At 72.1% G+C, this 13,186-nt stretch carries 8 protein-coding genes and 1 pseudogene; 5 read left to right on the top strand and 4 right to left on the bottom strand.

Annotated elements, in window-relative coordinates:
- Nucleotide 1: 1 nt before the first annotated feature.
- On the bottom strand, nucleotides 2-193 hold the full coding sequence (locus GA0074692_RS36480) for a hypothetical protein (RefSeq protein WP_091642968.1): 192 nt from the start codon (nucleotides 191-193) through the stop codon (nucleotides 2-4).
- Nucleotides 194-315: 122 nt separating this feature from the next.
- Here GA0074692_RS36480 and GA0074692_RS11220 point away from each other — a divergent pair, with 122 nt between their 5' ends.
- The 5 genes from GA0074692_RS11220 to GA0074692_RS11200 are packed head-to-tail and all read left to right on the top strand — an operon-like array spanning nucleotide 316 to nucleotide 4,880.
- A complete protein-coding gene (locus GA0074692_RS11220; protein WP_091642965.1) occupies nucleotides 316-1,473 on the top strand; it encodes an ABC transporter substrate-binding protein in 1,158 nt (385 codons plus the stop codon).
- Nucleotides 1,474-1,476: 3 nt separating this feature from the next.
- Nucleotides 1,477-2,346 carry a branched-chain amino acid ABC transporter permease gene (locus GA0074692_RS11215; RefSeq protein ID WP_091642962.1) on the top strand — a complete coding sequence of 290 codons (870 nt, stop codon included), beginning with the start codon at nucleotides 1,477-1,479 and terminating at the stop codon, nucleotides 2,344-2,346.
- Entirely contained in the window at nucleotides 2,343-3,371 is a 1,029-nt protein-coding gene (locus GA0074692_RS11210; RefSeq protein ID WP_091642958.1) for a branched-chain amino acid ABC transporter permease, read from the top strand. The genes GA0074692_RS11215 and GA0074692_RS11210 overlap by 4 nt, the downstream gene beginning before the upstream one ends.
- On the top strand, nucleotides 3,368-4,123 hold the full coding sequence (locus tag GA0074692_RS11205) for an ABC transporter ATP-binding protein (RefSeq protein WP_176738398.1): 756 nt from the start codon (nucleotides 3,368-3,370) through the stop codon (nucleotides 4,121-4,123). The genes GA0074692_RS11210 and GA0074692_RS11205 overlap by 4 nt, the downstream gene beginning before the upstream one ends.
- On the top strand, nucleotides 4,113-4,880 hold the full coding sequence (locus GA0074692_RS11200; protein WP_218106624.1) for an ABC transporter ATP-binding protein: 768 nt from the start codon (nucleotides 4,113-4,115) through the stop codon (nucleotides 4,878-4,880). The genes GA0074692_RS11205 and GA0074692_RS11200 overlap by 11 nt, the downstream gene beginning before the upstream one ends.
- Before the next feature lie 73 nt (nucleotides 4,881-4,953).
- Here the strand turns inward: GA0074692_RS11200 and GA0074692_RS11195 are convergent, their stop codons facing one another.
- The 3 genes and pseudogenes from GA0074692_RS11195 to GA0074692_RS11185 form a co-directional block, all read right to left on the bottom strand.
- Nucleotides 4,954-10,407 carry an ATP-binding protein gene (locus GA0074692_RS11195; protein WP_091642949.1) on the bottom strand — a complete coding sequence of 1,818 codons (5,454 nt, stop codon included), beginning with the start codon at nucleotides 10,405-10,407 and terminating at the stop codon, nucleotides 4,954-4,956.
- A gap of 703 nt (nucleotides 10,408-11,110) precedes the next feature.
- Entirely contained in the window at nucleotides 11,111-11,560 is a 450-nt protein-coding gene (locus tag GA0074692_RS11190) for a flagellar protein FlhE (RefSeq protein ID WP_091642945.1), read from the bottom strand.
- Nucleotides 11,561-11,777: 217 nt separating this feature from the next.
- Nucleotides 11,778-13,111 (bottom strand): annotated as a pseudogene (locus tag GA0074692_RS11185) (MFS transporter).
- Nucleotides 13,112-13,186 lie beyond the last annotated feature (75 nt).

Here is a 13,186-nt window from a genome sequence, read left to right as displayed (position 1 = left end):
GTCAGTGGCAGGGGCCCACCTGCCCGAGCGTCACCGCGGTCTCCAGCATCAGCGCGTGTACGAACCCCTGCGGCAGGTTGCCGCGCAACTGGCGCTGCCGCACGTCGTACTCCTCGGCGTTACCTGGCTCGGACCGGCCACCGGTCGCCGCGGGCCGGCCGGCATGGTCGCCACCGCAATCCTTGCCCCACATTGATCCATTGCATACGGTCAATGCGCAGGAGTTGATCGCTGTCGATTGTCGGAGCCGCCGGCGTCGGTGGCCGACGCGGTCGACCCGGCACCGTCCGCCGTACCGCGAGGGAGAAGACGAGTATGAGATCCCCGATCGTCCGCATGGCGTCGCTCGCGGTGCTCCTGACACTGACCGGCGCGGCCGGCGCCTGCGGGCAGGCCGGCACGGCAGACGACGGCAGGACCGTCAAGGTCGGCCTGGCCGCCGCCTTCAGCGGAAAGTCCGCCTACTACGGGCAGGACGCCAAGAAGGGCATCGAACTCGCCATCGAGCACCTCGGCACGAGCATGCCCGAGGTCACCTTCGAGCTGGTCACCGCCGACGACGAGTGCTCGCCCCAGGGCGGCGCCTCCGCGTTCCGCAAACTGGCGGACGTCGACCGGGTGGCCGCCATCCTGGGCTCACCCTGCTCCTCCGGCACCCTCGGCGGCATGCCGACGCTCGCCCGGAGCAAGACCCCGGCGATGACCTTCGGCTCCACCAACGCCAAGATCAGCCAGCAGTCCGGGGTGGGCGGCAACCCGTACATGTGGCGGATGAACATCGACGACTCGATCATGGGGGAGTACTGGACCCGGTACATCGCCGACGCCGGCCGCAAACGCGCCGCGATCCTGGCCGCCAACAACGACTTCGGTCGCGGGGCGGCCGACCTCTACGCGAAGCTGCTGCCCGCGGCGGGGGTGGAACTCGTCACCACCGAGTTCTACGACCTCGGCGCCAGCGACCTGCGCCCCCAGCTGTCGAAGGTCCGCGACGCCGACGCGGACGCGTTCATCACCTTCGCCGAGCCACCCGACTGCGCCCAGATGCTGCGGCAGATGCGTGAGCTGGGCATGACCGTCGCGCTGTACGGGCGCGGCGGCTGCGCCACCGCAGAGGGCATCCGGCTCACCGGTGACCCCGCCCTGGCCGAGGGCGTCCAGGAGGCCACCTACTGGACGGCCACCGACGCGCAACGCCCGCTGCTCGACGGCTACCGGGCCCGGTACGGCGAGGACGTGCCGCCGTACAACGCCGCGCTGGCCTACTACGGGATGCTCACCCTCGCCGAGGCGGTCCGGCACGGCGGCACCGACCGGGCGGGCATCCTGGCCGGGCTGAAGAAGGTCGACTTCACCACCGGCATCGGGCCGATCCGGTTCGACGACCACCACCAGGCCCACCCGAACATGTTCATCCTCCGGATCGAGGGCGGGAAGATCAAAGTCCTCGACGTCGTCGACACGGGCAAGTGACCGGTGAGCGGACTCGTCGACCAACTCGTCAACGGCCTGACGCTCGGCTCCCAGTACGCCCTTGTGGCGGCCGGGTTGGCCCTCATCTTCGGCGTCCTGGAGATCGTTAACTTCGCGCACGGCGAACTGGTGATGGTCGGCGCCTACCTGCTGTACGCCGGATCCGCGTACCTGGGGTTGCCGTATCCGGTCGCCGCGCTCGCCACGGTCGCCGGGATGGTGGTGGTCGGGGTTGGGTTCTACCTGGCCGTGGTGCACCGGATCCTGCACCGGGGCTGGCAGGTCCAGCTCGTCGCCACGCTCGCCGTGTCGATCGTCCTGGTCAACCTGGCGACCGTGGTCGAGGGCTCGCTGCCCAAGACCGTGTACAGCGAGCAGAGCCTGCGTACCGTGCAGCTGGCCGGGACCCCCATTGCGGTGCAGCGCCTGGTCGTCCTCGGCGTCACCGCGCTCACCTTCGGCGCGCTGGTGGTGTTCCTGCACCGTACCCGTACCGGCCGGGCGATGCGGGCGCTCGCCCAGAACCGCGAGGCGGCCGTCGTGGTGGGACTGCCGGCCACCCGGATCGGGCTGGTGACGGTGGCGACCGCCGCCGCGATGGCGGGCGTCGCCGCGGCCACCATCACGCCGCTGTACAGCGCGTCGCCGACGATGGGGACGCTGCTGTCGGTCAAGGCGTTCGCCGCCGTGATCATGGGCGGCTTCGGCAATGTCAGCGGCGCGGTCCTCAGCGGCTTCGTCCTCGGGATCAGCGAGGCGCTGGCGATCGGCTACCTCTCCAGCGCGTACGCCGACGTGATCGTCTTCTCCGTCATGATCGCGGTGCTGCTGGTCCGCCCGCACGGGCTGTTCGGCCGGGCGGTGCGCGCGTGACCGCGACCGGCCTGCCCGGGCGGCCCGGCCGGCTCCGCATCGAACCGGTGGTCTGGCTGCTCGGGACGGTCTTCGCGGTCGTGCTGCCGCTGCTCCTCCCGGTGCCGTACTACCTGTCCACCGCGATCACCGCGCTCATGTTCGTCGCCCTGGCGGTCGCCTTCGACCTGGTGGTCGGCCGGATCGGCGCGCTCAGCCTGTGCCAGCCGGTGTTCTTCGGCTTCGGCTCGTACGCGGCGGCGATCCTGAGCACCCGGTACGGCTGGTCGTTCGGGGCGACCCTGGTCGTGTCCGCGCTGGCCGCCGTCGTGGTGGCGCTGGCCATCGGCGTCCCGTCGTTCCGCCTGTCGCTGCACGCCTTCGCGATCGCCACCCTCGGTTTCGCGACCATCGCGGTGCTGCTGGCCAAGAACTGGGTCGGCCTCACCGGCGGCCCGTTGTGCACGACGGGCGTACCGGCGATGACCCTGTTCGGCGCCGAGCTGACGTCGCTGACGGCGCAGTACTACGTGGTGCTGGGCCTGGCGGCGCTCGCCGTCGGGGTCGTCTTCGGTGTCTCCCGCAGCCGGCTCGGCCTCGCCCTCACCGCGGTCCGCGACGATCCGGTGCTGGCCGCCGCCCGGGGCCTGTCGCCCACCGCGTTCCGGCTCGCCGCCTTCGGCCTCTCGGCCGCGCTGTCGGCCACGGTCGGGGTCTTCAACGCGTACTTCCAGTCGGTGGTGTGCCCGGAGAACCTGGACATGTCCTACATGACCGCACTGCTGATCATGGTGTTCATCGGCGGGCGGGGCAGCCTGCGTGGCGTGGTCTCGGCGGCGCTGCTGTTCACCGTGCTCCCGCAACTGCTGCACCTCGCCGAGGAGTGGCGGCTGGTCATCTACGGCCTGATCCTGCTCGCGGTGGTCATCGCCGTCCCGGACGGACTGGAACGGTTGTTCCGGACGACCGGTCGACTCGGCCGACCGGCGCCGCCGGGACCGCCACCGACCGCCCCACCCGTGCGCGCCGAGGAGGCGAACCGGTGACCGGCGGGGAACTGGCGGTACGCGGGCTGCGCAAGGCGTACGCCGGGGTGCGGGCCCTGGACGGCGTGTCGATCACCGTCCCCGCCGGTGAGATCGTCGGGCTCATCGGACCCAACGGGTCGGGCAAGACCACCGCGATCGACTGCGTCACCGGTCTTCAGCGGCTGGACGCCGGCACGGTCCACCTCGACGGTCGGGACGTCACCTCGTGGCGTCCCGACCGGCTGGCCCACCACGGGCTGGTCCGGACGTTCCAGCAGGTCCGCACGTTCGAGTCGCTGACCGTCCGGCACAACCTCCGGGTGGCCGCCCTCGGCCGCCGGTCGCGCTCCCGGCGCCTGGCCGACCTGGTCCGGCCGGACCGGGAGGACCCCGCGTTGCGCGCCCGGCTCGACGAACTCGTCGACAGCTTCGCGCTCGGTCCGGTCGCCCACCGGCTCGCCGGTGAGGTCTCGTACGGGCAGCGCAAGCTGATCGAGTTCGCCGCCGCCTGCGTGGTGCCGCCCCGGGTGCTGCTGCTCGACGAGCCGGTGGCGGCGGTCAACCCCACCGTCGGCAACGTGATCCGGGACCGGATCCGGGACCTGAACGCCGCCGGCACCACGGTGCTCCTGGTCGAGCACAACATCGAACTGGTCGTCGGCCTCTGCCACCGGGTGGTCGTGCTGCACCAGGGCCACACGCTGGCCCAGGGGAAGCCCGGTGAGGTCATCGCCCGCGACGACGTCCAGGAGGCGTACTTTGGCCGCTGACCCTTCCTCGACGCGTACCGGGGCCACCGCCGGTCACCACCAGCAGCCGGTGTTGACCCTGCGGGACGTGCACGCCGGCTACCAGGACGTCGAGATCCTCCGCGGTATCGACCTGGACCTGCACCGGGGTGAGACGGTGTGCGTGATCGGGGCCAACGGTGCCGGCAAGTCCACCCTGCTCAAGACCGTGTTCGGCATGGTGGCCACGCGGCGCGGGTCGATCCGCGTCGACGGGGTCGAGGTGAGCCGGGACTCGACCCGGGCCCGGCTCGGCCGGGGGGTGGTCCTCGTGCCGCAGGGCCGGTGCAACTTCCCCCGGATGAGCGTCGAGGAGAACCTGCGGATGGGCGGCTACACGCTGCCCCGAGGGGCGGTCGCGGCCGGCATCGAGCGGGCGTACCGGACCTTTCCCGTGCTCGGCGAGCGGCGCGGCCAGGCGGCCGGCAACCTCTCCGGCGGGGAGCAGCAGCTCCTGGAGATGGCCATGGCGTTGATGCTCGACCCGAAGGTGGTGCTCATCGACGAGCCGTCGCTGGGACTCTCGCCCGCGATGCAGCAGCGCGTCTTCGCCGCGCTCCGCGCGCTGGCCGCGCACCAGGTGGGCGTCCTGCTGGTCGAGCAGAACGCCGTGCAGGCGCTGAAGGTCGCCGACCGGGGCCTGGTGGTCGAGTGGGGCCGGGTCGCGAAGTCGGGGACCGGTTCGGCCATGCTCGACGATCCCGACGTCCGACGGGCCTACCTCGGGTTGCCCGCCTGACCGCCGTCCGGGCTCTGCTGACGTCCGGCGCTCAGGGCCTGCCGTGGGCAGGCCCTGAGCGTCACGACTCCGACTAGCCCATCCGGGACTCGATGGCCTCGATGATGCGCGGGCGCAGTTCGGCGGCCCGGATGACGGCGTCGACCGAGCCGACCTCGACCGCGCGCTGGATGTTGTGCACCCGGTCGAACTCCGTGGCCACCTCGCTGAGCTTCTCCGCCCGGACCGAGGAGCGGAGCTCGTCGAGCTCGGCGGTCAACGCGGCGCGCTCGGTGCCGGAGGCGGCCGCGACGCGCGCCTCCTGGTCCCGCACCCGCAGGTCCGCTGCGGTGCGCGCGTTGACCTCGCTGGAGAACACCACCGCGGCGGCGGGGGCGCCACCGAGCACCGAGGCGAACGAGCCCTCCAGCGCCAGCACGGTCATGTTCGGGTTCAGCGCCTTCGAGAACACCACGAACGCGCCACCGTGGTACCGCGAGATCACGCAGAACACGATGGGCCCACGGAAGTTCACGATCGCGCGGCCGATCTCGGCGCCGTACTCCAGTTGCAGCTTCCGCATCGACTCCGGCGAGCCGTCGAAGCCCGACAGGTTCGCCAGCACCACCAGCGGCCGGTTGCCGCTGGCCGCGTTGATCGCCCGCGCGGCCTTCTTCGACGACCGCGGGAACAGCGTGCCCGCGGTGTAGGTGTCCGGGCCGTCGGTGGGCGGGAAGCCACGCCGCGGCACCGACCGGGACTCGATGCCGAGCAGGCACACCGGAATGCCACCGAGGTGCACGTCCTGCACCACCGCGGTCTCCGCGTCGGCCATGCCCGCCCAGCGTTCCAGCACCGGGTGGTCCTGGTCGGAGAGCGCCCGCATCACGGTCCGGATGTCGAACGGCTTCTTGCGGTCCGGGTTGGCCGCAGCGGAGAAGATATCGCCGACCGTGGTGAAGTCGCTGCCTTCCAGGGTGTGCGGGAAGTCGGAGACGTCCCGGTCGACGGGGTCGGTGCTGACCGCCCGCCGGGGTGCCTCCTCGCCGGGTGCGACGTAGGTGTGGTCGTAGTGCAGCATCAGCACGTCCCGCGCGGCGGCCAGGTTCGGCGCCCAGTACTGGGCCTGCCCGTTCGGGCCCATCACCCGGTCGTAGCCGCCGATGCCGAAGTTGTCCTCGGCCGACACGCCACCGGAGAAGTCGAGCGACTGCTTGCCGGTGAGCACCATCGCCGAGTCCGGCGTCATCACCAGGATGCCCTTGGTGTGCATGAGCATCGTCGCCTCGGCGTTCCAGTACGGCTGCGCGCCGACGGTGATGCCCGCGACCACGATGTTGATCTCGCCGCCGTCCTGGGTGAACTCGACGATCCGCTTGAGCGCCGCGGCGACCCAGTCCATGTTCTCCGTGCCGGACTCCATCGAGATCCGGGCCCCGGCGGAGAGCGCGTACCACTCCACCGGCACCCGCAACCGCTCGGCCAGGTCCAGCGCGGCGATCACGCGACGGCACTCCGGCTCGGCCAGCGCGCCGAGCGCCTTCGTCGGGTCGCCGAGCAGCACCACCCGGGTGACGCCCTGCGGGTGCCGCAGGGTGGGCGTGGTGACCACACCCGCGACGATCCCCGCGGTGTTGCGCCCCTTCGGCCGCTCGACCGGCACCAGCGCGTGCTGGTCGTCGAGGTCGTGCTCGACGAAGTCGCCGAGCAGGCCGGTCAGCTCGTACGGGTAGACCGTGTTGCGGCTGCTCGCCCGGAGCACCTTCTGCCGGTAGCTGTCGAGCGGCTCGACCGGCTCGTCCGACGGCTCGCCGACGGTCAGCGTGGTGCCCCCGGTGGCGTCGAAGGAGACGCGTACCGCGACCTTGGTCAGCTCGCCGGTCTCCCGGTCGCGCTGCCGGCCGATGAGCAGGATCTCCTCCAGGCCGGCGTCCGCCGTCGTCGGCAGCACCCGCCCGGCGATCATCTCCAGCTCCGCGATGGTGAGGTCGCTCGGCGGCCAGACGTAGACCACGATCCGGTTGGTGTTGACGCGCTTCGTCGACGGCCGCCGGGACCGTTCGCGGCGGACCGAGTCGAGGCAGGCGGCGAGGGTGTCCTCGGCCGTCGGCAGCGCGATCAGCCGGCCGTCGTGCTCCCGCAGCGCGGTCAGGTCGCGCACCTGGGCGAACGCGACGAGCCGGTCGTCCGACGGGTTCTCCCGGGCCACGCACCGGAAGAGGTAGACCTCCTCGTCCGAGGACGGCAGCCGGGTGAGGTCGAACTTGCTCAGCCGCTCCAACTGCATCCGCTGCGCGATGTACGGGTGCAGGCCGCGGACGAGCCGCTCCTCGGTCATCCCGGTCGTCGACGGGCGGAACGTGAAGTGGTGGTGCATCACCGCGCCGCTGCGACCCGCGACGGTGGCGGTGAGCCGGCGGACCTCGTTCGGCAGCGGGTGCGCGCTGACGACCTCGTGCAACTCGGCCGCCATCGCGGCGGAGTCCTCCGGCTGGTTCTCCCAGGCGAGGTAGATGTCGGCGTCGATGGGACTGCCCTCGCCGCCGGCCAGTTCCGCGAGCCCGCGCAGCACGTTGCCCAGCGCGTCGAAGCTCACCGCGGCGGAGGCCACGCACGAGTCCGCCCGCTTGGCGACCACGAACGTGCAGCCCGCGACCTCGGTGGTACGGACGCTGAGCAGACCCTTGTTGCCGTAGTACCGCCGGGTCAGCACCTCCAGCATGACCGCGTTGTCCAGGTCGGCGCGGACCAGCCGCTGGCCGAGCAGCCGCACCAGCGGCTCGGTGCTGCGCACCATGTCGGCGATGCGCTCGGTGCGGTCCGGCGCGTCCGGCTGCTCGTCCAGGTGGTGCAGGTGCTTGCGGACGTTGGCGTAGACCCGGGCCCGGTTGCGGCGCAGCAGCGGCTGGGCGAACCAGGCGAACACCACCCCACGCGCCAGGTCGGAGATCACCGGGAACCGGACCTGCGTCGCGGCCACCAGCCGCTCCAGCACGAGACCGGCGGGCTCGCGCAGCGCCTCGTCCGGCGGGGACTCCTGCAACCACGCCCGGAGCAACGCCGTGACGACCGCGGCGTCGGTGGCCGCGCGCTGCTGGGCGAGGAAGATCCGGAAGACCGCCGCTTCGAGCTCGGGGGAGCGCTCCAGGTCGGTGACCCCGTAGTGCCCGAGGGCCTTGCCGAGCTTGGCCTGGAACGTCGGCGGCAGCCCGGCCCGCTCGACGTCGAGGCACTGTAGGTAGGTGTGGAAGTACTCGCGGGCGCTGTGCAGGTGCCCGCTGCCGTCCTCGCCGGTCAGCCGGTTACGGCTCAGCTCGGCCAGGTCGGCGAAGACGTCGACGAGTTCGAGTTCCTCGGCCAGCGGCCGGTAGCCGTCCACCACGGCCGCCTGGCGCGCGGCCAGGTAGTCGTCGAGCACCCGGCGTTCGTCGTGCGGGTCGACGTCGTAGCCCAGCAGCAGGCTGCGCAGGTCCTCCTGGCCGCGCGTGGTGCGCGTCCGGGCCGGGAACACCGCGGGCGCGGGGAGGTCCAGTTCGACGGACTCGGTGGTCGAGGTGTCCTCGGCCTCGGCGTCGGCGATCGGCTCCAGCCGCACCAGCGGCGCACCGGCCTCCACCTGGCTGCCGACGGAGACGACGCACTCCTTCAGCCGCGCCTTGAACGGCGCCCGCAGCACCGTCTCCATCTTCATGCTCTCCAGCACCAGCACCGGCGCGCCGGCCTCGACCTCGGCGCCGACCTTGAGCGGCGTGGCGACGACCAGCGCGGGCGAGGGCGACCGGACGACGCCGCCCTCGTCGCGGCTGACCCGGTGCGTCACGCCGTCGACCTCGATCAGGTGGATCGGGCCGTGCGTGCCGGTGAGCAGGCGGTACCGGGTGCCGTTGACGACGACCTGCCCGGTGTGCCGGTCGAAGCGGTCCAGCTCGACGTCGGCGGTGCGGACGTCGTCGCCCGCCTCGATGCCGACGCGGAACCGGTGCGCGCCGACCCGGGCGACCCGCACCCGGTAGCCGACGCCGCGCAGCTTGAGGTCCAACGGTCGGCCACTCTCGTGCTGCACCTGCGGGCGTCCGCCGAACGCCGTGGAGAGCAGGCGCTCCCGCTCGGCGCGCTCCTCCTCCTCATACGCCTCGATGGCGGCGGCGGCCAGCGCGACGGCGGAGTGTCGGTGCGTGACGAGCCGGCCCTCGCCACGGACCCGGTCGATCCAGCCGGTGTCCGCGCTGGCGTCGATCACCTCGGGCTGGTCGAGCAGGTCGAGCACGAAGCTCTTGTTCGTTGCGCCGCCCTGGATGATCACCGTGGTCTGCGCCATCGCCCGGCGCAGCCGGCCGAGCGCCTCGTCCCGGTCGCGGCCGTAGGCGATGATCTTCGCGATCATCGAGTCGAAGTCGGCGGGGATGGTGTCCCCCTCGCTGACGCCGGTGTCCACCCGGATGCCTGGCCCGGCGGGCAGGTCCAGCCGCGCGATGCGGCCGGGGGAGGGCGCGAAGTCGCGGTCGGGGTCCTCGGCGTTCAGCCGGGCCTCGATGGCGTGCCCGCGCTCCACCGGCGGCGTGCCCTCGAGCCGCCCGCCCGAGGCCACGTGCAGCTGCGCCTTGACCAGGTCAAACCCGGTCGTCGACTCGGTGATCGGGTGCTCGACCTGGAGTCGGGTGTTGACCTCGAGGAACGCGAACATCTGGTCGCCGGGGTGGTAGAGGAACTCGACGGTCGCCGCGCCCCGGTAGCCGACCGCCACGGCCAGCCGCTCGGCCGACGCCTTCAGCTCGGCCGCCTGCGCCGGGCTGAGCACCGGCGACGCCGACTCCTCGATGATCTTCTGGTTACGTCGCTGCACCGAGCAGTCCCGGACACCGAGCGCCCACGCGGTGCCCTCGCCGTCGGCGATCACCTGGACCTCGACGTGCCGGGCGCCGGTGACCAGGCGCTCCAGGAACACGATGCCGCTGCCGAACGCCCGCGCGGCCTCCTGGCTGGTGCGCTCGTACGCGTCAGCGAGCTCGGCCTCGTTGGTGACCACGCGGATCCCGCGTCCGCCGCCGCCGGCGGTCGCCTTCAGCATCAGCGGGTAGCCGATCTCGGCCGCGGCGGCCAGGGCGGCGTCCAGGGTCTCGACCGCGCCGCGGCTCCACGGCGCGACCGGTACGCCGACCTCCTCGGCGATCAGCTTCGCGCCGATCTTGTCGCCGAGCTTGCGCATAGCGTCCGGGCTCGGTCCGACGAAGGTGACGCCGATCTTCGCGCACAGCTCCGCGAACGCCGGGTCCTCGGCGACGAAGCCCCAGCCGACCCACGCGGCGTCCGCCCCGGTCTCCCGCAGCGCGCGCTCCAGCACGGCCAGGTTGAGGTACGGCCGGGCGGCGGCGGGACCGAGGTCGTACGAAAGGTCCGCCTCACGGACGAAGGTGGCGGTACGATCGACGTCGGTGTACAGGGCGACGGTCTCGATCCGGGTTCCGGTCTCCGCGGCGAGATCCCTTACGGCATGGATGAGCCGCATAGCGGCCTCGCCGCGGTTGACGATGGCGACACGACTGAACATCCGACCGAACCCCTTCTCGGTGCCCCTTTTGGGGCGAATCCGCACCCTTACATCGACGTACGTCGCTCATAGTATTGGCTCACCAACCCTACGCAGCAACCTCCTGTCGCTCCCTGCGCCCGGGTCGAAACACCACCAGCTTAGACATCGGGGGTGCTCCTGCCTGTCGTCTGGCGGTCGCCCCAGCCCTTGTCGGGTTCCGGCGCGGTACCGCCGTGGGGGCGCGCTCCGTCCCGGGGCCTGACCCGACGAACGGCGGACGTGGCCCGGTGCGGTGAGGAGTCTCCACCGTCTGCCGGCTACCGTCCAGTCGCACTGGCGAGGGGCATGATCGACCGGCCACCACACCCCGCGCACCCCACGGTTGCCGTGGTGGTATCCCGCCGGAGACACCCGCTCGACGCGCCGCCGGAGCGGGCGAGCGCGCCGGCGGAGGTTCCGCCACCGGGGGGTGTCCGTGCATGTTCTGACGATGGGTGAGGTGCCTCGAGGAATGAGCGAGGATCCCGAACAGGCCCGCTCGGCCGGGCCGGGGCCGGCCCGTCGTCGGGTGTTCGCTGACGCGGTGGGGCTGGATGCGCCACACCGAATGCCGCTCACTCCTGGTGTCCGCATGGCTCCGGTTGGTAGCCGGTGAAAGATCCGTCACATCGCGGACCGGGCGGATCGGAGTGGGGCGGCCCGCACCGGCCGCCCCGGGGGTTCAGTACTGGTAGTTGACGGTCACGTTGTGGGTGTAGGCGTACACCGGTGGGTTGATCAGACTGGAACCCGACCCGAAAACCAGCACGAATCTGAAGTACCAGCTGTTGGTGGCCGGGTCCCCGTTGAAATAGGTGGAGGTTCCGGAATTGCCACCGAACGTCCACAGCGTCTCGCAGCGCTGGTTGTTGCAGAGCTGCCGGGTCAGGTTGGAGGGATAGCTCGACAGGGTGAACTGCCAGTTGACGCCGGTGACCGTGGCGCCGGCCGGCACGGTGATCGGGCTGTTGGCGAACGAGCTGGAATAGACCGTGTTGGTGCGGTAAACGGTGCCACCGTTCGGCGAGACACTGTAGGAACCGGCGGCGGCGGCCGCCTGGGCGGCGGGTGCGAGGAGCACCATGGTCAGGGCGGCGGCGAGACTGAAGATGGTTCTACGCCACGGGGACATCGCGCCTCCTGATGGAGTGGAAAAGATTGGATGCCACCAGTATTTCCCCGCTCGTGGTCAGCGCCAGCAGCCGGGATGCCCCGACGTGCATGACGCAACAAGCGGCACTTTCTGCAAAGCGGCGGGCGGCTGAAACGTCACCCAGATCCGAATTGATGGCACGAAGTTAGGAAAGTGCCGGCACGGCTACTCACCTGACTCCCGGCCGGTCGGGTACTCAGCGCGCCGGCGGTGTCCGGGGGGTGCGGAGGCTGGCGGCGAGCAGGCCCAGCGCGAGGACCTGGCTGGCACCGAGGACGGCGATCAGGACGGGCAGCGAGCGGGTGTACAGGGCCCCGGCCACGCCTCCGCCGGCCAGTGCCGCAGCGCCCTGGACGGCGGCGAAGACGCCGTAGGCGGTGGCCCGGCGGGCGGCGGGAACCAGGTCGGCCACGAGCGCCTTGACGGTCGAGTCCTGCACTCCGACGGCGGCCCCCACAGCAGGGTTCCGGCCACGATGGCGCCGGCCGTGGTGGACAGGGCCAGTGCCGGCACGGCGGCGCCGAGAACGGGCAGGGCGAACAACACCCGGGCGTGCCACCTGTCGTACAGGTAGCCGCTGGCCAGCGCGGCCATCGCGGCGGCGACCATCGCGGCGGCGTACAGCAGCGGGATCGCCGCGGCGGCGAGCACACCGGTCTGGCTGGCGTGGAAGGAGATGATCCCGAAGGTCACCAGCCCGGCGGTGGCGGCCCCGGCCGCTGCGGCGAACAGGAAGAAGCGCCGGGGCAGGTCGGCCCCGAACCAACCGCTGCGGGGGGTCGGCGGCGCGGTGGTGGCCGGGGCGGGTGCGGCCGGCGGTGTACCGGTGTCGGAGCCGGCCAGGGCGGGTGCGGCTGGTGGCGTACCAGTGTCGAAGACGGCCGGGTCGGGCACGCGTCGGCGGATCCACAGCAGCAGGCCGATGGCCGCCGCGCCGGGGATGGCCAGGCCGGCCAGGGCCGGCCAGACCAGGCCGGTGGCCGCGATGACGGCCGCGACCAGCAGCGGCCCGGCGAACGCGCCGAGCTGGTCCAGAGCCTTGTGGACCGCGAAGCCACGACCGCGACCGACGGCGCCGGCGGCCTGGGCCAGCAACGCCGACTTGGCCGGGCTGCGGACCGCCTTGCCGGCCCGTTCGGCCAGGATCAACGCGGCGGCGACGGCCAGGCCGGCGCCGCCCAGGAAGGGTGCCACGGCGAGGAGGGGAACGCAGACGGCGGTCAACGCGTATCCGCTCAGGGTCAGCGACCAGTAACGGCCGGTGCGGTCGGCCAGTGGCCCGAAGGCCAGCCGCAGCAGCAGCGACATGCCCTCTCCGGCACCGGTGACCAGGCCGACGACCAGCGCCGAGGCGCCCAGGGCGCCCAGCAGCGGTCCGGTGACCGACCGCGCGCCCTCGTAGACCATGTCGGCGGCCAGGCTGACCATCCCGAATCCGACCACGGCCCGCCAGGCGGACCAGGCGGGGGCCGGTCGGGCCGACAACCCCGGCGTGGCGGGATCGACCGGGTCGGTCGACACCTGCGACATGCTGGCTCCCTCCGGTGCTGCGCGTCGGTGTGCGCGGCTCGTCAAGCAGGCTGGCGCCGCCGGCGCAGCCTCCGG

The organism is Micromonospora pallida, from assembly GCF_900090325.1.
GTDB classification, from domain to species: Bacteria; Actinomycetota; Actinomycetes; order Mycobacteriales; family Micromonosporaceae; genus Micromonospora; species Micromonospora pallida.
The sequence above is the reverse complement of the archived record's forward strand: the minus strand, read 5'-3'. Positions and strand labels throughout refer to the sequence as shown.

What these genes read in the sequence shown, in the direction of transcription:
- GA0074692_RS36480 (WP_091642968.1), bottom strand. Translation starts at nt 193, where the DNA reads ATGTGGGGCAAGGATTGCGGTGGCGACCATGCCGGCCGGCCCGCGGCG.
- GA0074692_RS11220 (WP_091642965.1), top strand. Translation starts at nt 316, where the DNA reads ATGAGATCCCCGATCGTCCGCATGGCGTCGCTCGCGGTGCTCCTGACA.
- GA0074692_RS11195 (WP_091642949.1), bottom strand. Translation starts at nt 10,407, where the DNA reads ATGTTCAGTCGTGTCGCCATCGTCAACCGCGGCGAGGCCGCTATGCGG.
- GA0074692_RS11190 (WP_091642945.1), bottom strand. Translation starts at nt 11,560, where the DNA reads ATGTCCCCGTGGCGTAGAACCATCTTCAGTCTCGCCGCCGCCCTGACC.